23 protein-coding genes and 1 tRNA gene are annotated in these 24,645 nt (G+C 67.2%); 10 read left to right on the top strand and 14 right to left on the bottom strand.

Annotated elements, in window-relative coordinates:
* The first annotated feature begins 174 nt into the window (after nucleotides 1–174).
* On the top strand, nucleotides 175–522 hold the full coding sequence (locus D7Y61_RS07350; protein WP_005418155.1) for a RidA family protein: 348 nt from the start codon (nucleotides 175–177) through the stop codon (nucleotides 520–522).
* Nucleotides 523–678: 156 nt separating this feature from the next.
* On the opposite strand, the gene rnfB is transcribed toward D7Y61_RS07350, so the two are convergent.
* From rnfB to D7Y61_RS07305, 9 genes are all read right to left on the bottom strand, one after another.
* Nucleotides 679–1,092 (bottom strand): Rnf electron transport complex subunit RnfB, encoded by a 414-nt coding sequence (gene rnfB / locus D7Y61_RS07345; RefSeq protein WP_180865723.1) that lies wholly within the window; start codon nucleotides 1,090–1,092, stop codon nucleotides 679–681.
* A gap of 25 nt (nucleotides 1,093–1,117) precedes the next feature.
* The gene (locus tag D7Y61_RS07340) at nucleotides 1,118–1,708 is read right to left on the bottom strand and encodes an HAD family hydrolase (protein ID WP_180865722.1); all 591 of its coding nucleotides are present in this window, start codon (nucleotides 1,706–1,708) and stop codon (nucleotides 1,118–1,120) included.
* 76 nt (nucleotides 1,709–1,784) lie between these two features.
* Nucleotides 1,785–3,878: a methionine--tRNA ligase gene (gene metG / locus D7Y61_RS07335; protein ID WP_180865721.1), complete on the bottom strand. Its 2,094-nt coding sequence runs from the start codon at nucleotides 3,876–3,878 to the stop codon at nucleotides 1,785–1,787.
* A 102-nt stretch (nucleotides 3,879–3,980) separates the two neighbouring features.
* Nucleotides 3,981–4,424: a DUF2147 domain-containing protein gene (locus tag D7Y61_RS07330; RefSeq protein WP_093999776.1), complete on the bottom strand. Its 444-nt coding sequence runs from the start codon at nucleotides 4,422–4,424 to the stop codon at nucleotides 3,981–3,983.
* Nucleotides 4,425–4,790: 366 nt separating this feature from the next.
* Nucleotides 4,791–5,195 carry an SMU1112c/YaeR family gloxylase I-like metalloprotein gene (gene gloA2, locus D7Y61_RS07325; RefSeq protein WP_180865720.1) on the bottom strand — a complete coding sequence of 135 codons (405 nt, stop codon included), beginning with the start codon at nucleotides 5,193–5,195 and terminating at the stop codon, nucleotides 4,791–4,793.
* A complete protein-coding gene (locus D7Y61_RS07320; protein WP_180865719.1) occupies nucleotides 5,192–6,262 on the bottom strand; it encodes a serine hydrolase domain-containing protein in 1,071 nt (356 codons plus the stop codon). The genes gloA2 and D7Y61_RS07320 overlap by 4 nt, the downstream gene beginning before the upstream one ends.
* 16 nt (nucleotides 6,263–6,278) lie before the next feature.
* Nucleotides 6,279–8,219 (bottom strand): DUF885 domain-containing protein, encoded by a 1,941-nt coding sequence (locus D7Y61_RS07315; protein ID WP_180865718.1) that lies wholly within the window; start codon nucleotides 8,217–8,219, stop codon nucleotides 6,279–6,281.
* Nucleotides 8,220–8,313: 94 nt separating this feature from the next.
* On the bottom strand, nucleotides 8,314–9,099 hold the full coding sequence (locus D7Y61_RS07310) for a queuosine precursor transporter (protein WP_180865717.1): 786 nt from the start codon (nucleotides 9,097–9,099) through the stop codon (nucleotides 8,314–8,316).
* Nucleotides 9,096–9,779 carry a DUF502 domain-containing protein gene (locus D7Y61_RS07305; RefSeq protein ID WP_049427719.1) on the bottom strand — a complete coding sequence of 228 codons (684 nt, stop codon included), beginning with the start codon at nucleotides 9,777–9,779 and terminating at the stop codon, nucleotides 9,096–9,098. The genes D7Y61_RS07310 and D7Y61_RS07305 overlap by 4 nt, the downstream gene beginning before the upstream one ends.
* Before the next feature lie 75 nt (nucleotides 9,780–9,854).
* Between D7Y61_RS07305 and D7Y61_RS07300 the strand changes: the two genes are divergently transcribed.
* Nucleotides 9,855–11,171, top strand: coding sequence for a hypothetical protein (locus tag D7Y61_RS07300; RefSeq protein WP_180865716.1), 1,317 nt, complete (start codon nucleotides 9,855–9,857; stop codon nucleotides 11,169–11,171).
* Nucleotides 11,172–11,174: 3 nt separating this feature from the next.
* Here D7Y61_RS07300 and D7Y61_RS07295 read toward each other — a convergent pair whose 3' ends face one another.
* The 4 genes from D7Y61_RS07295 to trxA form a co-directional block, all read right to left on the bottom strand.
* Nucleotides 11,175–11,627, bottom strand: coding sequence for a DUF4442 domain-containing protein (locus tag D7Y61_RS07295; RefSeq protein ID WP_180865715.1), 453 nt, complete (start codon nucleotides 11,625–11,627; stop codon nucleotides 11,175–11,177).
* A gap of 74 nt (nucleotides 11,628–11,701) precedes the next feature.
* On the bottom strand, nucleotides 11,702–13,327 hold the full coding sequence (locus D7Y61_RS07290; RefSeq protein WP_180865714.1) for a CHASE2 domain-containing protein: 1,626 nt from the start codon (nucleotides 13,325–13,327) through the stop codon (nucleotides 11,702–11,704).
* The gene (locus D7Y61_RS07285; protein ID WP_180865713.1) at nucleotides 13,324–15,024 is read right to left on the bottom strand and encodes a FecR domain-containing protein; all 1,701 of its coding nucleotides are present in this window, start codon (nucleotides 15,022–15,024) and stop codon (nucleotides 13,324–13,326) included. The genes D7Y61_RS07290 and D7Y61_RS07285 overlap by 4 nt, the downstream gene beginning before the upstream one ends.
* 107 nt (nucleotides 15,025–15,131) lie before the next feature.
* A complete protein-coding gene (trxA, locus tag D7Y61_RS07280) occupies nucleotides 15,132–15,989 on the bottom strand; it encodes a thioredoxin (RefSeq protein WP_180865712.1) in 858 nt (285 codons plus the stop codon).
* A 125-nt stretch (nucleotides 15,990–16,114) separates the two neighbouring features.
* On the opposite strand from trxA, the gene D7Y61_RS07275 reads away from it, so the two are divergent.
* From D7Y61_RS07275 to D7Y61_RS07240, 8 genes are all read left to right on the top strand, one after another.
* On the top strand, nucleotides 16,115–16,717 hold the full coding sequence (locus D7Y61_RS07275; protein ID WP_180865711.1) for a DUF998 domain-containing protein: 603 nt from the start codon (nucleotides 16,115–16,117) through the stop codon (nucleotides 16,715–16,717).
* A 104-nt stretch (nucleotides 16,718–16,821) separates the two neighbouring features.
* Complete coding sequence (gene leuS, locus D7Y61_RS07270; RefSeq protein ID WP_180865710.1) at nucleotides 16,822–19,464, top strand: leucine--tRNA ligase; 2,643 nt, start codon at nucleotides 16,822–16,824, stop codon at nucleotides 19,462–19,464.
* 136 nt (nucleotides 19,465–19,600) lie between these two features.
* A complete protein-coding gene (gene lptE / locus D7Y61_RS07265; protein WP_180865709.1) occupies nucleotides 19,601–20,185 on the top strand; it encodes an LPS assembly lipoprotein LptE in 585 nt (194 codons plus the stop codon).
* Between the two features lie 9 nt (nucleotides 20,186–20,194).
* Complete coding sequence (holA, locus tag D7Y61_RS07260; protein ID WP_180865708.1) at nucleotides 20,195–21,232, top strand: DNA polymerase III subunit delta; 1,038 nt, start codon at nucleotides 20,195–20,197, stop codon at nucleotides 21,230–21,232.
* A gap of 3 nt (nucleotides 21,233–21,235) precedes the next feature.
* Nucleotides 21,236–21,901 (top strand): nicotinate-nucleotide adenylyltransferase, encoded by a 666-nt coding sequence (gene nadD, locus D7Y61_RS07255; protein ID WP_180865707.1) that lies wholly within the window; start codon nucleotides 21,236–21,238, stop codon nucleotides 21,899–21,901.
* 58 nt (nucleotides 21,902–21,959) lie between these two features.
* Nucleotides 21,960–22,370, top strand: a complete 411-nt coding sequence (gene rsfS, locus D7Y61_RS07250; RefSeq protein ID WP_053520119.1) for a ribosome silencing factor — start codon at nucleotides 21,960–21,962, stop codon at nucleotides 22,368–22,370.
* 64 nt (nucleotides 22,371–22,434) lie between these two features.
* Nucleotides 22,435–22,905 carry a 23S rRNA (pseudouridine(1915)-N(3))-methyltransferase RlmH gene (gene rlmH, locus D7Y61_RS07245; protein ID WP_005418108.1) on the top strand — a complete coding sequence of 157 codons (471 nt, stop codon included), beginning with the start codon at nucleotides 22,435–22,437 and terminating at the stop codon, nucleotides 22,903–22,905.
* A 22-nt stretch (nucleotides 22,906–22,927) separates the two neighbouring features.
* Nucleotides 22,928–23,004: transfer RNA gene (locus D7Y61_RS07240), tRNA-Asn, on the top strand.
* A gap of 103 nt (nucleotides 23,005–23,107) precedes the next feature.
* Here D7Y61_RS07240 and D7Y61_RS07235 read toward each other — a convergent pair.
* Entirely contained in the window at nucleotides 23,108–24,529 is a 1,422-nt protein-coding gene (locus tag D7Y61_RS07235; protein ID WP_180865706.1) for a basic amino acid/polyamine antiporter, read from the bottom strand.
* Nucleotides 24,530–24,645: the final 116 nt, after the last annotated feature.

The following is a 24,645-nucleotide window of genomic DNA, read 5'->3' as shown; positions in this document are numbered from 1 at the left end:
GGGAGGGCGAGGGCGGTGTCAATGCAGCCGTGGCGCATCGTGCGCCTGTCGCTGGGATTTGACCAGCACCGTTGTCGGAAGCCGGTAGTGACGGTGCGGGGAGGACTCGCCTGCACCCATCGTTGACCGGTTTGGAGGACAATGCAGGCCTGATCACCCGCAGGAGCCACGCCCATGATGGAGCGTTACGACGTCGGACCGCGCATGTCCGAAATGACCGTGTACAACAAGGTCGCTTACCTCTCCGGCCAGATTCCGGAAGACACCAGCCAGGACATCACCGGGCAGACCCGGCAGGTGCTGGCTGAGATCGACAAGCTGCTGGCGCTGGTGGCCAGTGATCGCCAGCACGTGCTGCGCGCGGAAGTGTTTCTGGCCGATATCGCCGACTTCGACGGTATGAACAAGGCCTGGGACGAATGGGTAGTGGAAGGTGCCACCCCGGCCCGCGCGACGTTTGAAGCCAAGCTGGCCCACGCCGAGTGGAAGGTCGAGATCGTGGTGACGGCGGCCGTGCCGTAACTGCGGGATGGGGCCAGGTCCCATCAGCAGATTGGGGGGAGGGTAGAGTCGACTGTTAGTCGACTGCTCTTCGTTCCGGCGGCGCAAGATCCCGCGCTGCGCGCGATAGCCCACTGACAGTCGACTCTCCCCCCACACCGTCGGCTGGTCCCGTTGCTACGCCGGTACCAGTTCGATGCAGTCCACCGGGCATGGCGGGATGCACAGCTCGCAGCCTGTGCACAGATCGGCGATGACCGTGTGCATGTACTTGGCGCCGCCGACGATAGCGTCCACCGGGCAGGCCTGGATGCACTTGGTGCAGCCGATGCAGTCGGCTTCCACGATCAACGCCACCTGCGGCGCCTTGTGCTCCCCGCGCGAGCGATCGAATGGAATTGCCGGTACGCCCAACACCTGGGCCAGCGTGCGTGCACCGGCATCGCCACCGGGCGGGCAGCGGTCCACGCCTGCTTCGCCTCGCGCCATCGCCTGTGCATACGGTCGGCAACCGTCGTAGCCGCATTGCCCGCATTGGGTCTGCGGCAACAGGCGGTCGAGGCGTTCGGTCAGTGGAGGGATCAGGCTCATGCGTGGCGAAGGCTGCGCGTTTGGGTCATTTCAGGGGTTTGCCACGGAACCAGCGCTCGTGGGCCAGCGCCAGCATCGGCTTGTCTTCGGAGCTGTCACCGTAGGCATGGATGCGCACGTAGCGCGACAGGTCGAACTGGCGACGGATGTGCTCAACCTTGCGCGGGCCACAGTCGCCACCGGCATAACGGCCTGTGAGGCGGCCGTCCTGGCTCTCCAGCCGGTTGCAGATCAACTGCAGGCCCAGCTGTTCGCACCATGGCCGCAGGTACAGGTCCAGCGAGCCGGACACGATCACCACGGTGTGCTGCTGTTCCTTGTGCCAGCGGATCTGCTCCAGCATTTCCGGGCGCACCACGTCGGGCAGGAACTCACGCGAGAAGCCGGCGGCCAGCGTGGCGATGTCATCGCTGTGGCGGTCGCTGAAGGTCAAACGGGTGACGCGCGCGCGGATGCGCTCGGCCGAGATCAGTTTCAGCTTGTATGCGGCCAACCAAGGACCAATCTTCCACCACGCTTGTGCCAGCTGTTCGGCGGTGGCCGCGCGGCGCAGGAAACGCCCGTAGGTATCGCAGGTGGTCACGGTGTGGTCGAAGTCGAACAGCGCCAGTTCCATTCCGTTGCCTCCCATCGCGTTGCCCCGTGGCCGGTGCTGCCGGCGGGCGTGGCCGCAACCACGCCCGCTGCAGGCATCAGCGGACCGGCATGCCCGGCTGTGCGCCGCTGTCGGCATCCAGCAGCGCCAGCGCGCCGCCGTCGAAACCGGCCGACAGGATCATGCCTTCGCTCAGACCGAAGCGCATCTTGCGCGGGGCCAGGTTGGCGATGAACACCACGCTGCGGCCAACCAGCGTTTCCGGCTCGCCGTAGCTGCCGCGGATGCCCGAGAAGATCTGGCGCTTGCCCAGCTCGCCGGCGTCCAGTTCGAAACGCAGCAGCTTGTCCGAACCTTCCACGAACTCACAGACCAGCACCTTGCCGATGCGCAGGTCGAGCTTGGCGAAATCGTCGATGCCGATGTAGGCCGGGGCGTCGGCGCTCTTTGCGTCGTCCTTGGCCGGTGCCGGTGCCGGTGCCGGTGCGGCCGGCTTGGCGGCGTCGGTCTTGGCGGCGGGGGCGGCAGCGGCGGCCGGCTGCAGGGTGTCCTTGGAGGCGTCGATCATGGCGTCAATCTTCTTCGGGTCGATACGGGTGAACAGCGGGGTGTAGTCGGTGATGCGGTGGCCCAGCAGCGGCTGCGCCAGCTCGGTCCAGTCGTTCACCGGCGCGGCCAGGAAGGCCTCGGCCTGCGCGGCGGTGGCCGGCAGCACCGGCTTCAGGGCGGTGACCAGCACGCGGAACAGGTTCAGGCCCTGGCTGCACACGGCCTGCAGCTGCGCATCGGCGCCTTCCTGCTTGGCGATCACCCACGGCTTGACGTCGTCGATGTAGCGGTTGGCTTCGTCGGCCAGGGTCATGGTCAGGCGGATCGCCGCGGCCGGATCGTTGCGCTCGTAGGCTTCACGGATCGGCGCCAGGCCATCGACGAAGCGCTGGTACTGCGCCGGATCCGGCAGCTGTGCGGCCAGCTGGCCGTCGGAGCGCTTGCTGATGAAGCCGGCGCAGCGGCTGGCCAGGTTGACGAACTTGCCGACCAGGTCGGCGTTGACGCGGGCGATGAAGTCACCCAGGTTCAGGTCGAGATCGTCAACACCACCGCCGGATTTGGCGGCGTAGTAGTAGCGCAGCGCTTCCGGCTCCAGGCCGGCGTCGAGGAAGGTGCGTGCCATCACGAACGTGCCGCGTGACTTGCTCATCTTGGCGCCGTCCACGGTCAGGTAGCCGTTGACGTGCAGGCGGGTGGGCGCGCGATGGCCGGTACCGTGCAGTACCGCCGGCCAGAACAGGCCGTGGAAGTTGACGATGTCCTTGCCGATGAAGTGGTGCAGCTCGGTGGCGGTACCGGCGCGCAGGTGCGCTTCGAAGTCCTCGCCCAACTTGCCGCACAGGGTCTGGAAGCTGGACAGGTAGCCAATCGGCGCGTCCAGCCAGACGTAGAAGTACTTGCCCGGCTGGCCGGGAATCTGGAAACCGAAGTACGGTGCATCGCGCGAGATGTCCCACGCGCGCAGGCCACCTTCGGCGTTGAGCCACTCACCCAGCTTGGCCTTCACGCCCGGCAGGGCGACGTCGCCGGCCAGCCATTCGCGCAGGAACGCGTCGAAGTGGCCCACCTCGAAGAAGAAGTGCTCCGAATCGCGCATTTCCGGCGTGGCACCGGAGATCACCGAACGCGGTTCCTTCAGGTCGGTCGGCGCATAGGTGGCGCCGCACACTTCGCAGTTGTCGCCGTACTGGTCGGGGCTGCCGCAGTTCGGGCAGATGCCCTTGACGTAGCGGTCGGGCAGGAACATGCCCTTGGCCGGGTCGTAGAACTGCGCGACCGAACGGCGGCTGATGTGACCGGCCGCTTCCAGCTTCAGGTAGAACTGCTCGGTCAGCGCCTTGTTGGCCGCCGAATTGGTCGAGTCGTAGTGGTCGAAGGCGACGCCGAAGGCGGCGAAGTCACGTTCGTGACTGGCCTGGATGTTGGCGATGAAGGTTTCCGGGGTGACCCCGGCCTTCTCCGCGGCCAGCATGATCGGCGTGCCGTGGGTGTCGTCGGCGCAGACGAACCAGGCCTTGCCGCCGCTCATTCGCCGCGCACGCACCCAGATGTCGGCCTGGATGTAGCCGACCAGGTGGCCCAGGTGCAGCGGGCCGTTGGCGTAGGGCAGGGCGGTGGTGACGAGCGCGGTACGGGTCATGGTCGCGGGGTGAAGCCGAGGGGAACCGCAGAGTATCGCATGCCCGCAACGAGGTGACCCGGCCGGGGCCGGGTCACGGGGATGAAGCGGGGGCCGGGGCGCTTACTCGCGCTGCCAGGTCTGCGCGCGGCAGATGAAGGCGATGCAGCCGGACACGTCCAGCTTGGTGCCGCCGGGCTGCAGTTCCATCTTCGACTTGTAGGTCTTGCCATTGGCCGGATCGAGGATGGTGCCGCCGGACCACTTGTTGGCGCCGTCGGCCTTCAGGTTCCAGAGGATGGTCATGCCCTTCACAGGCTTGTTCCTGTTGGCGCCTTCACAGCCGTCACAGACCGGGTTCGGGCCCTTGTCCGAGTGCAGGATGTCGACCACCTTGCCGGTCAGCGTGCCGTTGGCGGCCTGACTGATCTCGACGATCGACTTCACCTTGCCGGTCTTGTCGTCGATGGTCTTCCAGCGGCCGGCGGCGCCATCGGCGGCCTGCGCCGAGAGCGCGGCCAGGCACAGCGGCAATGCCAGCAGCAGGGTCTTGAAGGTCTTGCGCATGGTCCCCTCCCAGGGTTCATTCCGGCACGATGCCGGTACCGGTCGACTGTATACCCATTCGGCGGGGTATGGGAAAGGGGGGGCTTTGCAGGGCTGCGCCCTGCACCCGCAGAGGCGAAGGTAACAGCAACAGCCAGCATTCCGCGGGATGGCGGGGTGGGTCCGGTTGCGGGGGCCGCTGCAAGTACGTCCATGTAAGCTCGGTCGCCGCATCCATGCGGCTCACGCCCCCGCAACCGGACCCACCCCGCCTTCGACAGAGTCCTGCGATCTGCCGGAATGGCATGGTCTGCTGTTGGTGGGTGTCGACCTTGGTCGACACTGTAGATCCATGCCGTGCATGGATGAATCTCGATTGAAAAACGCTCAACCTACCTCGTACAGCTCCAGCGGCAGGCCATCCGGATCGGCGAAAAAGGTGAAACGGCGGCCGGTGTACTCGTCCACGCGGATCGGTTCGCAGGCGACGCCATGCGCGGCCAGGCGCTGGATGAAGGGTTCCAGTGCAGCCACGCGGAACGCGAGGTGGCGCAGGCCCTGGGCTTCGGGGCGGCTGGGCCGGGGCGGCGGCGCGGGGAAGGAGAACAGTTCCAGCTGGCCGCCGTCGGGCAGGGCCAGGTCCAGCTTCCAGGAGTCGCGCGCGGTGCGGTGGTTCTCGGCCAGCACGCGCAGGCCGAGGATGCGCACGTAGAAGTCCTTCGAGCGTGCGTAGTCGCTGCAGATCAGCGCAGCGTGGTGGATGCCCAGCAGGGCGTCGGAACCGGGGGTCATTGCAGGGTGTCCAGCCAGCGCTGGGCGATCTTCTGCGCCAGCGGATAGGGTTCGGGATCGTTGCGGTTGGTCAGCACGATCACAGTCAGGTGCTTTTCCGGGTGGCGCACGATCACGTTGCGGAAGCCGATGCTCTCGCCGCTGTGCCATTGCACCGGGCCGTTCAGGCGCCAGCCGAAACCGTAATTCGGCACGTCCGGTTCCGATGTGTTCGTGGCCGGGCTGAACATCGCGCGGCGCGAAGCCTTCGACAGCAGGCGGTCGTCATACAGCGCGGCATCCCAGCGGGCGAGATCGTCCAGCGAGGAATAGATGCCGCCGTCCCCGAGCACGGCGCTGGTGGTGCTCTGGTCGGTGCGCTGCCAGCGGCCGTCGATCCAGCTGTAGCCATAGACACGTGCGGCCACCGTATCAATACCGTCCTGGTGGGCCAGGGTGTGGGCCATGCCCAGCGGCGCGAAGATGCGCTGCTGCAGGAAGGCGGCGAAATCCTGGCCGGAAGCGCGGCCGATGATGAGCGCGAGCAGTGCATAGCCGCTGTTGCTGTAGCGGTACTGCGTACCGGGTGCGAAGTTCAGGCGGTCCTCGCGCGACAGCAGGGCCAGCACATCGGCATCGTGTACCTGCCGTGTGTCCGCCGGGTCCATCAGGTCTTCGTAGTCGAGCAGGCCGCTGGTATGCGACAGCAGCTGGCGCAGGGTGATGGCCGCTGCGGCCTGCGGCAGTTCCGGAAGCCAGCGCCGCACCGGCTGGTCCAGCCCTAGCCGGCCGTCTTCCACCAGCAGCAGCACCGCCGCAGCGGTGAACTGCTTGCTGACCGATGCCAGCCGGAAGTTGCTGGCGGCGGTCACTGCAGTACCGTCTTCCACCACCGCCAGACCATAGCCGCGACGGAACACCGGTTGCCCGTCGTGCAGGACCAGCACTGCAGCGCCGGGCACCTGGCCGTCGTAGGCCTGCATCAGGCCGTCGATGCCGGCATCCGGTGGGGTCAGTACCGGAGCGGCGGAGCTCGCCAGTGGCAGCAGGCCCAGCACGATGGCGAACAGGGCGACGGCAGGGCGCATGGTGACTCCGGAAGGGTCAGGGTGAAGGGGCAGGTGTGGCGCTGGCGGGCTGCGCCATCCAGCGTTCCATCTTGCGGTCCAGCACGTCCAGCGGCATCGAGCCGTCCTTCAGCAGTTCTGCATGGAAGCGGCGCAGATCGAAGGCTGCACCCTGGCGTGCCTTGGCCTTGTCGCGCAGGGCAACGATGGTAGTCAGGCCGGCGACGTTCGAAAGTGCCTGGCCGGGCTGGGCCATGATCCGCTCGACTTCAGCGTTGGCATCATCGCTGCTCATGTCCACCGTCTTCTGCAGGTAGGCCACGGCCTGCTGCTTGCTCCAGCCCTGTGCATTGACGCCGGTGTCGGCGACAACGCGCGCGGCGCGCAGCAGGCGTGAGTACAGGTAGCCGATACGGTCGTAGGGATCGGTGTAGATGCCGAGGTCTTCGCCCAGCGTTTCGGCGTACAGGCCCCAGCCTTCGACGAACGCAAGATCGCCACCGAGGCGACGGAAGCGCGGCAGCTTGGCCAGCTCCTGCTGCAGCCCCAGTTGCACGTGATGGCCGGGAATCGCTTCATGCAGGTACTGCACCGGCACGCTCCAGCGCTTGCGGCTGGGCAGGTCGCGGGTGTTGATGTACAGCACACCCGGCTGCTCGGCCGGCGAGGGCTGGTAGGCGGCAGCGGCGGCGGTCAGCGCACGTTCCGGTTCCACCGCACGCACTTCCAGTGCGGATTTCGGCAGCGTATCGAGCACCTGCGGCAGGCGCACGTTGACCTGCTGCTGCACCTGGCGGTAGCGGCTGATCAGTGCATTGGCATCGCTGTACTGGAACTGGCGATCATTGCGCATGCTGCGCAGCAGCTTGGACGGCGTGCCGCGCAGCTTGGCGTCCTTCATCACCGTGGCGATCTGTGCCTGCAGTTCCTGCACGCGTTGCTCGCCCAGCGCATGCAGCTGCGTGGCGGTCTGGTCGCTGGCGGTGGTCTGCACAATCAGGTTGGCGTACCAGGCCCGGCCGTCGGGCAGTGCGCCCAGGCCGCTGCTGGTGCGCGTTGCGGGCAGGTATTCGGTGGCGATGAAGCCGCGCAGGGCGCGGTAGGCCGGCATGATGCGCAGTTCGATCATGCGCTTGTATTCGGCGCTGATGCGTGCCTTGTCTTCGGCCGCAATCGTGTTCGGCATGGTGCGGATCGGCGACCAGAAGATGCTCTCTTCGGCGGTGGGCTTGATCACCGCATCCAACTGCGGCAGCACCTTTTCCATCAGGTCGCGCGGTTGCACCACGCCGGCCTTCACGCCCTGGCGCATGTTGTCGATGGCCTGGTCGAACAGCTCGGGAATACCCAGCGAACGGCGCGACCAGGTGTCGTAGTCTTGCACGGTGTTGAACGGCTGCGCGCCGGCACCGGCGCCGAGGATCGCCATGATGCTGCCGATGTTGTAGTACTGGCTGATCGGCATCATCCAGCTCGGATAGCGCTCGGCGGCCAGCGAGGCGCGGGCGTCGTGCACGAAGATTTCGTAGCTGAGCAGGTCCTGGCCCTGCAGGCCGTCACTGCCGACCTTTTCGACCTTGCCCAGCCACTCGGTGGTGAAGTCGTGTGATTGCTGGCGCCAGGCGGCGGACAGGATGTTGGGAAGCTGGTCGTTGTAGCGCGGTTCACCCTGGAAGGTGGCCTGCAGCGGGTTCAACCGCATCGAGGCGTCCCAGTATTCGTCATACAGGCGCTCCAGCTGTACTTGCTTGGGAACGGCACGGGCTGGTGCGACTGGACGTGGCGCGGCGCGGCGCGCCGAACTGCCGCGGGCCGGGACGGTGGCGCGGGCGGGCCTGGCCTTGGGCTTGGCGGCCTGACGGGTCTGCGCAGCGGCAGGACGGCTGGCCTTCTTCTTCGCTGCTTCGGCCGATGGCATGGCGCTGAACAGGAACAACGCGGCGATGGCAGCGGCCAGGGCGCGGGTGGGATGCGGCATCAGGGGCTTCCGTGGAACACAGACCGTGGAGCTTGCACGATCCGGCCGCGTACGGCCAGCGTGAAGGCACAGTCAGCTTTCGGCCGCTGGGTCTTCAGTCAGCCGCTGCGGCCGCGCGCAGCGCAGCGGCGCGATCAACGCCCAGATAACCGGTGATTGCACGTCGCATCAGGTACAGCAACGGAATCAGCGCGATCGCAAAGCCCATCTTGTAGACGTAATTGACGCTGCTGACCGCCAGGAACAACGAGGTCGGCCAATGCTGCGGGCCCAGCACGAAGGCGATCCAGATCACCACGAAGCTGTCTACCACCTGCGAGATCGCGGTCGAACCGGTCGCGCGCAGCCACACGTGGCGTTCGCCGGTGGCCTGGCGGATGCGGTGGAACACTGCGACGTCGATCAGCTGGCCGAGCAGGAATGCCACCAGCGAACCGGCGATGGTCCACATGCCCTGGCCGAACACGGCGGCAAACGCGGCTTGGTAGTCGGGCACGCCGTGGCCATTCATCGAGGTGACCCACCAGCTGGCCGGCGCCAGCGATATGGCTGCGAAGGCGAACAGGAAGCCGTAGCCGATCAGCACCACCGCCAGCCACGAGATGAAGCGCACACCGCGCTTGCCGAAGAACTCGTTGATGGTGTCGGTCATGATGAACACCACCGGCCACAGCAGCGTGCCGGCGGTGAAGCTGAGCGAACCGGTCTGGCCGAACAGGTTCCAGTTCAGCGGCGCAATGCCCAGAGTGTCTTCCAGCGCGAAGATCTTCACCCCGATCAGCTCGGCCAGCACCGCGTTGCCGCAGAAGAACGCGGCCAGCACGATGAACAGCAGCACCGCCCGGTCCTGCAGCGGGCGCTCGATCGGCGCCGGGGTCATTCGGCGCGTTCGCCGGCGCGGGTGAACGGCACGCTGGACGGTGCGACGGCGCCGCCGGAAATGATGAAGCTCATGGCCTGGTCGACGGTCCAGTCGGTGGGAGTCAGCAGCTCCACCGGCACGATTTCCAGATAGCCCGAGGTCGGGTTCGGGGTGGTCGGCACATACACCGCGGCCAACTCACGGTCGGTGCCGTGTTCCTTGATCACGCGGGTGACCAGGCCGACCGATTTCATGTCGCGGTGCGGAAAGTCGATCAGCACCACGCGCTGGGTACTGCCCGGCTCGGTCTGCAGCATGTCCAGCAGCTTCTTGGCGCTGTCGTAGATGATGCTGGCCAGCGGAATGCGCTTGATGACCGCGCCGACCCAGCGCAGCAGGCGCTGGCCGAGCACACGGCGGCTGGCCACGCCTACCGCCAGGATCACCAGCAGGGTGGCCAGCAGCGCGATGGTGTCCTGGATCCATTCGGCGCGAACCCAGCCCAGGTAATGCGGGAAGCTGGTCGCGATCTGCTCGGAAAGCGGCACCACCAGCGGGCTGGAAATGCCCGATAGCAGCACGAACACGAACTTGACCACGACCCAGGTCAGCCAGATCGGCAGCAGGGTCAGCAGGCCGGTCAGGAACAGGCGCTGCAGGGACGGGCGGGGAACCAGGGCGGGGGCTTCGAGCGACATGCGCGCATTGTAGCGGTCAGTGCGGGTCGATTACGCTGGGGGATGGAAGTGGCAACGACACATGGAAGGGAAGCTGTGTTGAAGATTCTGCGTGGACTGGCTTGGGCGCTGGCAGGCCTGATGGTGCTGGCCATCGTGGTGTGGTGCGCCTCGCGCATGTGGCCGGTGCCGGAAACGCGGCTGCAGGCTCAGCAACGGCTGGAGGCACGCCTGCCCGCCACAGGTCGCAATGGCTATGCGCTGCTGTGGACGCTGCCATTTGATGGGCTGGATGCCCGCCAGCGCGAGCAGGCGCTGGCGGAGGATGCGCGGCGCTGGGATGCCGACCCGCGGGGGACTGGCAGCGGCCAGACGCATCTGACCGCCAGTCATGCAGAACTCCGCCCACGACCGGACGCCAGCTGCGGACCGGCCGCCACCGACTGCCTCGCGCAGGTACGAGCCGACCCGCAACGCTTTGTGGATGCCCACGCGGGGCACCAGCATCTGCATGCGCGTCTGGACCAACTGGCCGAGGCGGACCACTTTGTGTCGCCGTTCCATCCGAAGGGTGAAGGCATTCTCGTCCCGTTGCCGGCCTATGGCCTGGTGGTGGATGCCACCAGTGCCCGCGCGCTGGCTTATGTGCAGGGCGACATCGACGGTGCGCTGCGGGGGAGCTGTCGTGGACTGCAGTTGGGCCGTCGGCTGGTGCCCGGCGGCAGCTATCTGGTCGAGAGCATCATCGGCGCCAGCCTGGTCCAGGCCAATGCACAACTGCTGGCTGACATGCTGGTTGAGCTTCCGGCTGACCACCCGCTGCCGGCGGAATGCGGGCTGGCGATGCAGCCGATGCGGACCGACGAGCAGAGCCTGTGCCGCGCGATGCAGGGTGAGTACGCGATGAGCCGGGCGGCAATCGAAACATCAGTGAAGGAGTCCGGCAGCGCGCTGTTGCTGGATCGCAACGGCACGCTGGCGCGCGTGGCCGGAAACATGGGGTGGGCCTGCGGCGCGGCGGCGACAGCCGCGCTGGAGGCAGATCGGCCGGTGCCGGTGCCGGCACCGCCTCAGCGCGACTTCGGTTGCCTGTCCAACATCATGGGCTGCGTGCTGACCGATATCGCCGCGCCGGTCTATCCTGCCTATTCGTCACGCACGCAGGATGCCGCTGCGATGCTGCGCCTGCTGGCAGCGCAGCGTTGGCTGCGCCAGCAGGCGGATGGCCCGGTGGATGCGCTGCAGCGGCTGCCGGCCCAGTTCCGCTCGCCCGTTCGGGCACCGCAGCTGTCGGCCGATGGCCGTCGCCTGCAGGTGCCGCGACGTTCGCCTTCCCGCGGCGCTGTCGAGGACGCGTGGCTGTCGGTGCCGCTGCAGGTGGCCCCCGCTTCGGCTGCAGCGGGGCGGGACTGACCTTCAACGCGCGCGTGGTTTCAGCCGCAGGTAGACCTGCTTGCGCACCTGGGCCACGACGTCGCCACGTTCATCGACCACGTCGTTGCTGAACCAGCGCAGCACCTTCTCGCCGCTGGCTGCTTCGCTGCGCAGATCGTCCAGCAGCACGTCGTCGATGCGGAACGACGTGCGCACCGTGCCGCGCCCGGGCTTGAGGAAATCGATCGCACCTGCACGGTCCCAAACGTAGTAGTCGCGGCCAAGGATGTGCAGCAGGCCCAGCATCCAGAACGGATCGGTCATTGCAAACAGGCTGCCGCCGAAGTGGGTGCCGACGTAGTTGCGGTTCCAGGGCCGCAGCCGCAACTCGACATCGATCTGCCGGTAGTCCGGAGTGATGCGGGTGACATGGATGCCGGTGAACAGGAACGGCGGCCAGAGGTTGATGCCAAAGCGGAACAGGCGGGCGTTCATGCGGGTCCAGGAGCACGGGGCGAGGTGCCCAGTCTAACCATTCGCATGCGTATGTTGCATCCTGGTGGCGAGGGTCATGCCTCTCCGTCGATCACGTAACCGTCGCGGCCGTTGGCCTTGGCCTGGTACAGCGCGGAGTCGGCGCCTTCGACGAAATGGTGTGGCTGCAGTTCACCGTCGGGTACGCGGGTGTACACGCCGACAGTGAGGGTAACGCCTGCCTCGGAGCCATCACCGGGCGGCGGCAGGGCGCGCACACAGGCGATCAGGTCCTCAATTACCAGGCGGGCCCCTTCAGCAGGCGTATCCGGCAGCACCAGTGCGAACTCATCTCCGCCGTAGCGTGCGGCCATGTCGCGCGGGCGCCGTGCATGCGCACCGATCAGGCGGGCGACGTCGCGCAGCACACGGTCGCCCACCTGATGGCCGTGACGATCGTTGTGGTGCTTGAAATGATCAACGTCGATCAGTGCCAGGCTCAGCGGTTTGCCACTGCGCCGCGCTGCGTCGCATTCCTGCTGCAGCGACTGTTCGAAACGCAGGCGATTGCCCAGGCCGGTCAGCGCGTCGCGGTTGGCCTGGCGATGCCAGGCCGAGATCCGCCAGGTTGCCCAGGCCAGCAGCACCAGCAGGATACCGAGCATCGCGCTGGCCGGTGCCCACCACAGGTCGCAGGCGCGCAGCAGCAGCCAGCCCAGCAGGGGCGGGGTCGGCAGCGAGCACAGGGCAGCAAGCCAGGGCAGGCGCAGGCCGAGCAGGACCACGCACAGCGCCACCAGCACACCGCTGATGGCGTGCTGCCAGACGCGCGGCAGCAGGTCGATCTGCTTGTGCTGAAGCAGCATCGAGGCGATGTTGGCCTGGTACTCGCTGCCGCTCATCCAGAATTCGCGGGTGGTCGGGGTCAGCAGGCGCGGCGCGATGCCGCTGGCGGTCATGCCCACCACGATGCGGCGGCCATGCAGCATCGCTGTGTCCACGTGGCCGTCAAGCACGTCGGCATAGGACACCTGGGGCAGGCGTTCGGGGGGGCCGGCATAGCGTACGCGCACGTAGTCGTTGCGCCGCCATTGATAGGGCGAGCCGATCTCCGGGTCGGGATCGGGCAGGCCGCGCACAACGCCCACTGGCAGGTCGGCCAGCGCCAGGCCCAGTGCCGGCCAGTGGGCCTTGCCGATGCCGGCGTGCAGGTACACGCCGCGGGCAACACCATCGCCATCCACCTCCACATCAGTGTGGCCGATCGCCGCGGCGCTGGCCGCGATCTTCGGGATCGGCAGCATTTCCTCGGCCATGCGGTCGCCGGCCGCCGGCGCCGCGAGCACCGGCAGCACCACCCGGCCGTTGCGGCGGATCGCAGCTGCCAGTTCCTCGTCCTGGCGGCTGTCGCGGCGGTCGGGCTCGGAGAGCATCAGGTCCAACGCGACGCGTTCGGCACCCGCGTCGGTCAGCCGGTCCAGCAGGCGGGCATGCACCGAGCGGGGCCAGGGCCATTGACCGATGCGTTGCAGGCTGCCCTCGTCGATCGCCACGATCAGCACGCTCGGGTCGGGGCGGTAATCCCAGTTGCCGACCATGGCGTCATAGGCGGCTTCGTCCTGCCGCCACAGCCACTGGCCCTGGCTGGCGATCACCGTCAGCACACCCGCCAGCACTGCCAGCACGATCCGCTTCGACCACGGCAGCGGTGAGCGCCTCATAACAACAGCAACAGCAGCAGGGCGCCGCCACCAGCGCCGTAGCACGTACGGCACGGCAGCTTGATCTGCTGGGCAGGGGAGTACTCACCCGCATGACCGTCGTCGTCGATGTACTGCACACGCACATGCAGGGTCCCGCTCCACGGTCGCTTGAAACTGACCTGCGGCTCGCCAACGGTCTGGTCGACCAGCGGCGTCCTGAAATCACCACGGCGGTCCACCTGCACCCGGTAGCGCTGGCCTTCGCTGCCGGCCTGCCAGCGCAGGGTCAGCTTGCCGTGCGCGGCTTCGGGGGGCTGCAGGGCAGGGTCGACCGGTTCATTGCTCAGTTGCAGGGGCAGGGCCTGGCCGTAGCGGCCCTGGTGGCCGTTGCCATCGCGTGAGGCCACCCGCCAGAAGTACTGGCCCGGTGGAAGCGGCTGCGACAGGCGCAGGTCGGTGCCCTGGGTGCTCTGTTCCTGCAGCGGCTGCACGAAACCTGGTTCGGCGGCGATCTGCAGCACGCTGCTGCGTGCGCCCGGGGCCTGGCTCCAACGGAATCGCGGGCGGTCGCTGTTCACTGTCTGCCCATGCACGGGGGCCACGGTGATCGGCGGAGGGGGCTGGTCGCTGAGTTCGAAATCGGCGCTGGCGTCGAGGCCTTCCACACCCTGCGCATCAACCGCACGCAGCAGAATACGCAACTGGCCCGGAGGCAGGTCGCCGATCGCCAGCCGGGTGTCGGTGGTGGTGGTGGCAAACAGCAGGATTTCCGGCGTCGCCGCCTGCACCACTTCCACGCGGTAGTGTGCGGCGCCATCGACGGGGTTCCAGGCGAGCAGGGTCGGCAGGGGCGCCAGGCGCAGCGCGTCGCTGCGCAGCTCTGGCGCTGGAAGAAGGGCGGAGACGGTGTCCGGTGCGGCATCCGCGCTGATGCTGCGGCTGGCCTGTCCAGGCCGGACCAGGCGCTTGCCGTGGGTGTTGCCGACCTGGACCTTGCCCTGCAGGACCTCGGTGGCAGCAACGTGGCTGGTGTCGCCGGCACTGACCCGGAACACGGTGCCGCGCACGCTGCTGGTTGCCGTAGGTGCATCGATGATGTAGCGCGATGCGGGGCCACGGGCGGGTGTCACGCGGTTGCTGGCGCGGCCCTGCTGCAGCCGCAGGCGGGTATCGACCATGCCGGTGTGGCCGTAGCGGCTGAGCTGGTCCAGGCGCAGGCGGGAATACTCGCGCAACTGCAGGCGCGAGGCATCGGCGAACTCCAGGGTGACGCTGGAATCGCCCTCGGTCTGTACGGTGTCTCCAATGTGGAGCTGTTCTCCAGCGAGAATCGCGCGGGTGGCGCTGCCATCGGCGCCCGACAGTGCGACCTTGCCGCGCACCGACAGTACGCGTGCAGGCGCCGGTTCGATGCGCAGCCAGCTGATCGGGAAGCGCAGCAGCTGTCCCGGGGGCAACTGGTAGGGATTGTCGATGCGATTGTGCTGCTGCAGCTGCTGCCAGCGCACCGAGGGTTTGAGATACAGGCCGCCCAGATCCCACAGGGTATCGCCGGGACGGACCCGGTAGTTCCAGTCCTGGGCGGCGGCCATGGCCGGCAGGAAGAGGAGGGCGCACAGCAGGGCACCCTGGAAGCGCATGGCGAACGACAGCGAGCGGACGAAGGTCACAGTTTGCAATCCCGGCAATGCGGGGGCGCAGCTGCAAGACCCCATGGCCCCGACCTCATCCCCCCGAACGGATCGTGGCGGCCGCACGGCCGCCATCCCGCGCATTATTGCCCGCGTTCAGTGCAGGGATTCTGAACGAAGTGCGCTCCCGTTCAGAACAGCAGGGAGGCCATCCGTCGGCGGTATTGACCGACCAGGTCCTCGTCGGAGATCACATTGAAGGCGTCGATCAGGGCCTTGCGCGGCAGCCCTCCCTCGAATCCACGGTCGATCCGCAGCATTTCCAGGAACTGCGACAGTGCCGCCTCGTCGTGGCCGCCCAGCAGCAGCTGCACCCCACGCAGGTGACGGGCCTTGAGGTCCTTGCCATCGGCGGCGATGCGGGCGTCCAGTGACTCAGCCGCCGGGGCATCCTTCAGCGCTGCGGCAAAGGACAGGCGCGCACGAGCGCGTACGGCACGGTCATCGGTGGCGAGGTTGGCCGGCAGGCCATCGATCAGGATGCCGGCTTCGTCGACGCCACCAATCTGCAGCAGGGCCAGCGCCAGATCGAGTTTCAGCTCGTCCTTGTCAGGCTCTGCGGCGATCTGCGCGCGCAGCACGTCCACCTGCGCCTGCGGGTCCAGCGGTGCCTCGTCCTCGGCAGTGGAATCGCCGATGTCAGCCGGCACGATGCCGTGCTGGGCGAGGAACTCACGTAGTTGGCCTTCCGGGATGGCGCCCGGGAAGCCGTCCACCAGCTGGCCACCCTTGACCAGGAACACGGTCGGCACCGAGCGGATCTGGAAGGCTGCGGCGATCTGCTGCTCCTTGTCGACGTCCACCTTTGCCAGTTCGAAGGCGCCGTTGTACTCGGCGGCCAGCTTTTCCAGCATCGGGCCCAGGGTCTTGCACGGTCCGCACCACGTGGCCCAGAAATCGACCAGCACCGGCGTCTGCAGCGACTTCTGCAGGACTTCGGCCTCGAAGGTCGCAGTGGTGGCGTCGAATACGTAGGTCGTCTCGGTCATGGGGGAACTATCGTCTGGCGTCTGGAGACCAATTCTATGGTGACGATGGATGACGGTCTCAACCCAGGTTGGCGCAAATGCCGGACAATGCCGCCCTTCCTGTCGTCGTTCTTCCCGGAGCCCGCATGTCGCCCCAGTCCCCCTTGCTGCGCCTGTCCGGCCTGATCGCCGCGCTGCTGTTCGTGTTGGCGGTGCTGGGTTTCGGCGCCGGCCTGGACGGCTACGCACAGGCCCGTCACCCGGTGGCGCTGCTGGGCGCGCAGGGGGTGCCGCATGCGCTGGCCTTCAACCTGCTGGGCCTCGTGCTGCCGGGCCTGCTGGCGGGGGTGGTGGCCGAGTGCCTGCGCCGCCGGCTGTCGGCCACGGCCGGCTGGGCGCCGCGGGTTGGCAGCCAGATGCTGCTGCTGGCCGGCCTCGCATTCGCTGCGATGGGCCTGCTGCCGCTGGATGTGGATGACCTGCATGGCCCGACCAGCCAGTTGCATGCCAGCGCCTGGATGGTCTGGGTGCTGGGCTTCGTTGCAGGCACCCTGTTGCTGGGTATGTCGCAATTGCGCCAGACGCACGGCCGCGCCCTGGGTGGGGTGGCGATTGGCTGCGGCGCGCTTGCCGCGCTGGCGGCCTTCGCGCTGCAGGGCGTACTGCCCGCGCCGATGGCGCAGCGTCTTGCGTTTGCCTGCTGGGCCGCCTGGCTGGCCCTGGCTCTGCCGCTGTCGCGCGCGCGCTGAGACCCGATCCGGTCGTTTGCCGCACCGGTCCCGGCAGGCAGGATTGGAGACGTTTGCCGCACTGCGGTACGCTGTACCGCTTTGCCGCCGCATCCGCGTGTTCCATGACCAGCGCTGAACCCATCGCCTACGACCCGCAGCAGGTTGAATCCGCCGCCCAGCAGTACTGGGACGCCACCCGTGCCTTCGAAGTGGACGAGACTTCGGACAAGCCGAAGTACTACTGCCTGTCGATGCTTCCGTACCCGTCCGGTGCGCTGCACATGGGCCACGTGCGCAATTACACGATCGGCGACGTGATCAGCCGCTACAAGCGCATGACCGGCCACAACGTGCTGCAGCCGATGGGCTGGGACGCGTTCGGCCTGCCGGCGGAAAACGCGGCCATCAAGAACAAGACCGCGCCGGCGGCGTGGACCTACAGGAACATCGACCACATGCGCAGCCAGCTGAAATCGCTGGGCTACGCCATCGACTGGTCGCGCGAGTTCGCCACCTGCCGCCCGGACTACTATGTTCACGAGCAGCGCATGTTCACCCGCCTGATGCGCAAGGGCCTGGCCTACCGCCGCAATTCGGTGGTGAACTGGGACCCGGTGGACCAGACCGTGCTGGCCAACGAGCAGGTGATCGACGGCCGCGGCTGGCGTTCCGGCGCGCTGGTGGAAAAGCGCGAGATCCCGCAGTGGTTCCTGCGCATCACTGATTACGCCCAGGAGCTGCTGGACGGCCTGGATGAGCTGGACGGCTGGCCGGAATCGGTCAAGACCATGCAGCGCAACTGGATCGGCCGTTCCGAAGGCCTGGAAATCCAGTTCGACGTGCGCGATGCCGATGGCAGCGCGCTGGACCCGCTGCGCGTGTTCACCACCCGTCCGGACACCGTGATGGGCGTAACCTTCGTGTCGATCGCTGCCGAACACCCGCTGGCCCTGCATGCGGCCAGGAGCAACCCGGCGCTGGCCGCGCTGCTGGCCGAGCTGAAGCAGGGTGGGGTGACCGAGGCCGAGCTGGAAACCCAGGAAAAGCGCGGCATGGACACCGGCCTGCGCGCGATCCATCCGGTCACCGGCGAACAGGTGCCAGTGTGGGTGGCCAATTTCGTGCTGATGGGCTACGGCACTGGTGCGGTGATGGCCGTGCCGGGTCATGACCAGCGCGACAACGAAGTGGCCAACAAGTACGGCCTGCCGATCGTGCAGGTGATCGCGCTGAAGGATGCGCGCAACGACGACGAGCGCACCTGGGATGCCACCCGTTGGCAGGACTGGTACAGCGACAAGAGCCGGCAGACCGAACTGGTCAACTCGGCCGAATTCGACGGCCTGGATTTCCAGGGCGCCTTTGAAGCCCTGGCCGAACGATTCGAGCGCAAGGCCCAGGGCCAGCGCCGCGTGAACTATCGCCTGCGCGACTGGGGCGTGAGCCGCCAGCGTTACTGGGGCTGCCCGATTCCGGTGATCTACTGCGACAAGTGTGGCGCGGTGCCGGTGCCGGAAGAGCAGCTGCCGGTGGTGCTGCCGGAAGACGTGGCGTTCTCGGGTACCGGTTCGCCGATCAAGACCGACCCGGAATGGCGCAAGACCACCTGCCCGGACTGCGGCGGTGCCGCCGAGCGCGAGACCGATACCTTCGACACCTTCATGGAGTCGAGCTGGTACTACGCGCGCTACACCTCGCCGGGCGCCCGTGATGCGGTCGACAAGCGCGGCAACTACTGGCTGCCGGTCGATCAGTACATTGGTGGCATCGAACACGCGATCCTGCACCTGATGTATTTCCGCTTCTACCACAAGTTGCTCCGCGACGCGCGGATGGTGGACAGCAACGAACCGGCGCGCAACTTGCTGTGCCAGGGCATGGTCATCGCCGAGACCTACTACCGTCCGAACCCGGACGGCTCGAAGGACTGGATCAACCCGGCCGATGTGGAAGTGCAGCGCGACGAGCGCGGCCGCATCACAGGCGCCACCCTGATCGCCGACGGCCAGCCGGTGGTGGTCGGTGGTACCGAGAAGATGTCCAAGTCGAAGAACAACGGCGTGGATCCGCAGGCAATGGTCGGCAAGTACGGTGCCGACACCGTGCGCCTGTTCTCGATGTTCGCCGCGCCGCCGGAGCAGTCGCTGGAGTGGAACGAGGCCGGCGTGGATGGCATGGCCCGCTTCCTGCGCCGCCTGTGGGCCCAGGTGCAGAAGCACGCGGCCGATGGCGCCGCCCCGGCGCTGGACGTGGCCACGCTGGATGCCAACCAGAAGGCGCTGCGCCGCAAGACCCACGAGACCATCGGCAAGGTCGGTGACGACTACGGCCGCCGCCACAGCTTCAACACCGCCATTGCCGCGGTGATGGAACTGATGAACGCGCTGGCCAAGTTTGATGACGGCAGTGCACAGGGGCGCGCCGTGCGCCAGGAGGCACTGCAGGCCATCGTGCTGCTGTTGAACCCGATCACCCCGCATGCCAGCCACGCCCTGTGGCAGGTGCTGGGCCATGGCGAGACGCTGCTGGAAGACCAGTCGTTCCCGCAGGCCGACGCCGGTGCACTGGTGCGTGACGCGCTGACCCTGGCCGTGCAGGTCAACGGCAAGCTGCGTGGCACCATCGAGGTGGCCGCCGATGCTGCACGCGAGCAGGTCGAAATACTGGCCCTGGCCGAACCGAATGCGGCCAAGTTCATGGAAGGCCTTACGGTGCGCAAGATCATCATCGTGCCGGGCAAGATCGTGAACATCGTCGCTGCCTGATGCATCCTGGGCCGGCGACCCTCGTGGTGGCCGGTACCTTCCCGGTGCGGGGCCATGCACTTGATGGCCCTGCATTCACGCGGCTTCGGGCAGGCTGTGTGTTGCCGTGATCGCCCGGCTCCGCCAGACTGTCTCCATGACCCGAATCCTGCTTGCCCTCGTTCTTGTCCTCGGCCTTGCCGGCTGCGGTTTCCATCTGCGCAACAAGCTGATGCTGCCGACCGACACGGCGCCGGTGAAGGTGGTGTCCACCGCGCCTTACAGTGAACTGGTCAAGCTGCTCAATCGTAGCCTGCTGGCATCCGGTGCCAAGCTGGCCGACGAGGACAGCAGGGGGCCAAGCACCCAGCTTCAGGTGCTGTCCGAACGCTGGGGTGACCTGCCGATCGCCATCGACTCGCAGGGCCGTGCGCAGGAGTACAGCCTGCGCTATGCGGTGATCTTCATCTTCCGTCGCGAGGATGGCAGCGAGCTGGTGCCGCAGCAGGTGATCGAACTGTCGCGCGACTACGTGTCGCCGCCGACCGACGCCACCGGTACCACCACCGAGCGCGAGATCCTGGCCAATGAACTGCGCCGGGAGATGTCCGCCTCGATCATCCGCCGCATCGACAGCGTGGTCCGTGCCGAGCTGGAGAAAGGCGGCAGCCTGTCTGCACCGAAGACCACACCGGACGACGGCGCACTGCCGGTCGAGCCGGTTCCCGTAGAAAAGCACTGAGCCGCGCCCATGGAACTGCGTCCGGAGCAGCTGGCCAGCCAGGGGGCTGATACGGCGCTGGCGCCGGTCTACCTGATTGCCGGCCCGGAAACCCTGCGTGTACTGGAGGCGGCCGACGCCATCCGCGCGCGGGCACGCGCCGCCGGCATCGGCGAACGTGAGGTGTTCGACGCCGATGGGCGTGATTTCGACTGGAACCAGCTCGACGCCAGTTTCAATGCGCCCAGCCTGTTCAGCGCCCGGCGCCTGGTCGAAGTGCGGCTGCCCAGCGGCAAGCCGGGCAAGGACGGTGCCGAGGTGATCAGCCAGTTCTGCGCCAATCCGGCGCCGGACGTGGTGCTGATGATCACTGCCAACGAATGGAGCAAGGCCCACCAGGGCAAGTGGGCCGAGGCGGTCAACCGCATCGGTGTGCTGTCGGTGGCCTGGGCGATCAAGCCGCACGAATTGCCGGACTGGATCGAGCGCCGCCTGCGTGGCAAGGGCCTGCGCGCGGACCCGGCCGCGGTGCAGCGCCTGGCCGAGCGGGTGGAGGGCAATCTGCTGGCTGCCGCCCAGGAAATCGACAAGCTGGCGCTGTTGGCCGATGGCCAGCCACTGGATGTGGAGCGCATGGAGTCGCTGGTGGCCGATGCCGCCCGCTATGACGTATTCCGGCTGGTGGAAGCGACGTTCTCCGGGCAGCCGGCTGCGGTGCTGCGCATGCTGGCCGGCCTGCGCGGCGAGGGCGAGGCGGTAGCTGCGCTGATGCCCATGGTGATCCGTGAACTGCTGGCCGGCGCCGGGCTGGCGCGGGTGCAGGCCCGTGGCGGCAACCTGGCCGCCGAAATGAAATCGCGTGGTATCTGGGAATCGCGGCAGGCGCCCTACAAGCGTGCGCTGCAGCGGCATCCGGAAAGCAAGCGCTGGGAACGCTTCGTGGCCGAAGCCGGGCTGGTCGACCGCATCGCCAAGGGGCGCGCGGATGGCGATGCCTGGTTGGCGCTGGAGCGCCTGCTGGTAGCCGTGGCCGAACCGCGTGCCGTGCGCCTGCTGGCGCGGGCCTGAGCCATGAGTCTGCGGATCTACTACGGGGGCACTTTCGACCCGGTGCACCTCGGGCATCTTGCGATCGCGCGCGCCGCCCGTGACGAACTGCAGGTTGCCGTGCGCATGCTGCCGGCCGCCGATCCGCCGCACCGTGCCGTGCCCGGCGCCACGGCCGAGCAGCGCTGCACCATGCTGTCGCTGGCCATCGGCGACGAACCGGGCCTGCTGCTGGACCGCCGCGAACTGGATCGCGCGGCGCGTTTTCCCGGTCGGCCGTCCTATACCGTCGATACCCTGCGCGAGCTGCGTGGTGAGCTGGGCCCCAGCCGGCCTCTGGCATGGCTGGTGGGTGCTGACAGTCTGCTGGGCCTGTCCAGCTGGCACGAATGGGAGGCGCTGTTCGGGCTGGCTCATTTCGTGGTGGCAGAGCGCCCGGGCAGCCCGCTGCAGGCTGCGGTGGATGGCGAGCTGGGCCGGGCGCTGGAAGGGCGCTGGGCCGACAACGAGCAGGCCCTGTTCGCCAGCCCAGCTGGGCGCATCCTGCGACTGCACCACCCGCTGCGCGAGGAATCGGCCAGCGCCGTGCGTTCGCAGATCGCCGCCGGCGGTCCCTGGCGCGCCCTGCTGCCACCCGGCGTGGCGGACTATGTGGCTGCACACGGGCTGTACCGCCCGGCCACGCCGTGAATGGCGCGTAGGCGCCTTCCCCGTATAATCGCCCTCACGTTTATCGAGTCGATCCACTTTGAGCAACCAGACCCAGCCCCAGACCATCAAGGTCGATCTGCCCAGCCCACCGCCGTCCGTGCCTGAACTGCTGGCCAGTGTCCGTCAAGCCACCGAAGACCTGAAGGCCAAGGACCTGGTCGAGATCGATGTGCGCGGCCGGTCCAGCGTTGCCGATTACCTGGTGATCGTCTCGGGCACTTCGACCCGCCACGTCAAGTCGATCGCCGATGAAGTCGTGCGCTTCGCCAAGAAGATCGATGTGATGCCGCTGGGTGTGGAAGGCGAACGCGAAGCCGAATGGGTGCTGGTCGACCTGGGCGACGTGATCGTCCATGTGATGCTGCCGCGCGTGCGTGAGTTCTATGCCCTCGAGCGCCTGTGGACCGTCGGCGACCAGCCGCCGTCCAGCGACGACGAAGTGGCCTGAGCCAGACGTTGATGCATCCCTTCGACGGCGCCGAWGGCGCCGTCGACGTTTTGGAGGACCGTTGATGAAAGCCCGCCTGATCGCCACCGGTGAACGCGCCCCCAGCTGGGTGGCGCAGGGGTTCGCCGAGTACCAGAAGCGGCTGTCGCACTGGCTGCCGTTCGAGCTGGTGGAAATCGAGCCCGGCCTGCGTGGCAAAGGCCGTGATCCACGCCGCGCCACTGAAGATGAGGGCAAGAGGGTGATCGCTGCTCTGCCGAAGAATGCGTATGTGGTGGCACTGGATGTGCCGGGCCGCCAGCTCAGTTCCGAACAGCTGGCCCAGCGCCTGGAACATTGGCGCGGGCAGGGCCGGGACCTGGCGTTCCTGATCGGTGGCCCGGAAGGGCATTCGCCGGAAGTATCCGCGTTGGCCGACGAGAAGTGGTCGATCGGGCCCTTGACGCTGCCGCACATGCTGGTGCGCCTGGTGGTGGCCGAGCAGCTGTACCGGGCTGCCGCAATGATTGCCAATCACCCCTACCATCGCGCGTGAAGAGGGGTTATACTAGTCGTCTGCCCGAATAGCTCAGCCGGTTAGAGCACTTGACTGTTAATCAGGGGGTCGTTGGTTCGAGTCCAACTTCGGGCGCCACATTGAGAAACCTGCATCGCGAGATGCAGGTTTTTTTTTGCCTTCTGTGGAACCGAGCCATGCTCGGCCCGGCCTGCACAAAAGGCCGAGCGTGGGCTCGGCTCTACAGCGTGAGGTTGCCTCTGCAGAACGCCACCAGCGTGACGATCGCTACGATCAGGATCGCGCCGAACAGCACCCACTCCCAACCTGTAAATACCTTCTCGCCGCGCTGGTGACGGGTCAGCGCGAAGAGCACCACGCCGGGCACGTAAAGCAGCACCGACAGCAGCAGGTTGTCGAGGCCGCCGGCATAGACCAGCCACAGCGCATACGCACTAGCCAGAAGTGCTACCCCGAAATCACGCCAGCGCACCCCCGGCGCGCCGGCGTAGGCCTGCCCGCGCCAGGCCAGCTGCACGCCGAATGCGGTGGACAGGAAGTAGGGCACCAGGCTCATCGACGCGGCCAGCAGCACCAGGCCGGTGTAGCTGCCGGAATTGACCAGCACCAGCAGCAGGAACAGTTGGATCAGCCCGTTGCTCAGCCAGAGCGCATTGGCCGGCACGCCACGCGCATTCTCACGTCCCAGGAACGCCGGCATGGTGCCGTCGCCCGCAGCGGCGTACAGCACTTCGGCACACAGCAGCACCCAGGCCAGCAGCGCGCCGAGTACCGAAATGATCGAGCCGATGATGATTATCGTCGCGCCCCACTCGCCAACGATGGCGCGCAGCACGTACGCCATCGACGGATTGGGCAACCTGGCCAGTTCGGCCTGCGACAGCACGCCCATCGACAGCAGGCTGACCAGCACCAGCAGCAGCCAGACGCCGAGGAATCCAATCACTGTGGCGCGGCCGACATCAGCGCGACGGGCCGCGCGCCGCGAGTAGATGCTGGCGCCTTCGATACCGATGAATACCCACACGGTCACCAGCATCATGCCGCGCAGTTGCTGGCCGAGGTCGCCGAGTGCGGGGGTACCAAGGAAATCGGCACGGAACACATCCATGCGGAACGCACCGGCGGTCAGGATCAGGAACAGCGCGATCGGCAGCAGCTTGGCCACGGTCACCAGGCCGTTGACGATGGCGGCGGTGCGCAGGCCGCGCAACACCAGCAGGTGCACGGTCCAGAGGAGTAGCGACGAAACGGCCACGGCGGCCGGAGTATTGCCTTCACCGAAGACCGGCATGAAGTGGCCGAGGCCACTGAAGATCAGCACGAAGAAGCTGGCATTGCCGAGTACAGACGCAACCCAGTAACCCCACGCTGCGGAGAAGCCGATGTAATTGCCGAAGCCCTCGCGTGCATAGGCATAGATGCCGGTATCGAGATCCGGCCGGCGGTTGGCCAGCGCCTGGAACACGAACGCCAGCATCAGCATGCCGGCGCCGCTCACCGCCCAGCCGATCAGCGCGGCGGCCGGGCCTGCGCTGCGCGCTACGTTCTGCGGCAATGAAAAGATACCGGCGCCCACCATCGAACCGACCACCAGTGCAGTCAACGCGGTCAGGCCCAGGCGCTGCGATGTGGCAGCCATGCAGATCCCCTGCGGCGTGGATGCCGCGTGCACACGGTAGCCCTGTGCGCGTGAACATGCCTGCAAGGGACAGAACGACGAAGGCCCGGGCAGCTGCCCGGGCCTTCGAAGTTGCT

This window comes from Stenotrophomonas maltophilia (assembly GCF_013464485.1).
Taxonomy (GTDB): Bacteria; Pseudomonadota; Gammaproteobacteria; order Xanthomonadales; family Xanthomonadaceae; genus Stenotrophomonas; species Stenotrophomonas maltophilia_AW.
This window is presented reverse-complemented; position numbering and strand designations above follow the sequence as displayed.

Bases quoted from the DNA above. Each gene is read 5' to 3' on its own strand.
- nadD (WP_180865707.1), top strand. From the start codon at position 21,236: ATGAGTCTGCGGATCTACTACGGGGGCACTTTCGACCCGGTGCACCTC.
- trxA (WP_180865712.1), bottom strand. From the start codon at position 15,989: ATGACCGAGACGACCTACGTATTCGACGCCACCACTGCGACCTTCGAG.
- metG (WP_180865721.1), bottom strand. From the start codon at position 3,878: ATGACCCGTACCGCGCTCGTCACCACCGCCCTGCCCTACGCCAACGGC.
- D7Y61_RS07285 (WP_180865713.1), bottom strand. From the start codon at position 15,024: ATGGGGTCTTGCAGCTGCGCCCCCGCATTGCCGGGATTGCAAACTGTG.
- D7Y61_RS07275 (WP_180865711.1), top strand. From the start codon at position 16,115: ATGTCGCCCCAGTCCCCCTTGCTGCGCCTGTCCGGCCTGATCGCCGCG.
- rlmH (WP_005418108.1), top strand. From the start codon at position 22,435: ATGAAAGCCCGCCTGATCGCCACCGGTGAACGCGCCCCCAGCTGGGTG.
- D7Y61_RS07235 (WP_180865706.1), bottom strand. From the start codon at position 24,529: ATGGCTGCCACATCGCAGCGCCTGGGCCTGACCGCGTTGACTGCACTG.
- leuS (WP_180865710.1), top strand. From the start codon at position 16,822: ATGACCAGCGCTGAACCCATCGCCTACGACCCGCAGCAGGTTGAATCC.
- D7Y61_RS07305 (WP_049427719.1), bottom strand. From the start codon at position 9,779: ATGTCGCTCGAAGCCCCCGCCCTGGTTCCCCGCCCGTCCCTGCAGCGC.
- D7Y61_RS07320 (WP_180865719.1), bottom strand. From the start codon at position 6,262: ATGCGCCCTGCCGTCGCCCTGTTCGCCATCGTGCTGGGCCTGCTGCCA.
- D7Y61_RS07330 (WP_093999776.1), bottom strand. From the start codon at position 4,424: ATGCGCAAGACCTTCAAGACCCTGCTGCTGGCATTGCCGCTGTGCCTG.
- lptE (WP_180865709.1), top strand. From the start codon at position 19,601: ATGACCCGAATCCTGCTTGCCCTCGTTCTTGTCCTCGGCCTTGCCGGC.
- D7Y61_RS07340 (WP_180865722.1), bottom strand. From the start codon at position 1,708: ATGGAACTGGCGCTGTTCGACTTCGACCACACCGTGACCACCTGCGAT.
- D7Y61_RS07310 (WP_180865717.1), bottom strand. From the start codon at position 9,099: ATGACCCCGGCGCCGATCGAGCGCCCGCTGCAGGACCGGGCGGTGCTG.
- D7Y61_RS07295 (WP_180865715.1), bottom strand. From the start codon at position 11,627: ATGAACGCCCGCCTGTTCCGCTTTGGCATCAACCTCTGGCCGCCGTTC.
- D7Y61_RS07315 (WP_180865718.1), bottom strand. From the start codon at position 8,219: ATGCCGCATCCCACCCGCGCCCTGGCCGCTGCCATCGCCGCGTTGTTC.
- D7Y61_RS07350 (WP_005418155.1), top strand. From the start codon at position 175: ATGATGGAGCGTTACGACGTCGGACCGCGCATGTCCGAAATGACCGTG.
- D7Y61_RS07290 (WP_180865714.1), bottom strand. From the start codon at position 13,327: ATGAGGCGCTCACCGCTGCCGTGGTCGAAGCGGATCGTGCTGGCAGTG.
- rnfB (WP_180865723.1), bottom strand. From the start codon at position 1,092: ATGAGCCTGATCCCTCCACTGACCGAACGCCTCGACCGCCTGTTGCCG.
- holA (WP_180865708.1), top strand. From the start codon at position 20,195: ATGGAACTGCGTCCGGAGCAGCTGGCCAGCCAGGGGGCTGATACGGCG.
- gloA2 (WP_180865720.1), bottom strand. From the start codon at position 5,195: ATGACCCCCGGTTCCGACGCCCTGCTGGGCATCCACCACGCTGCGCTG.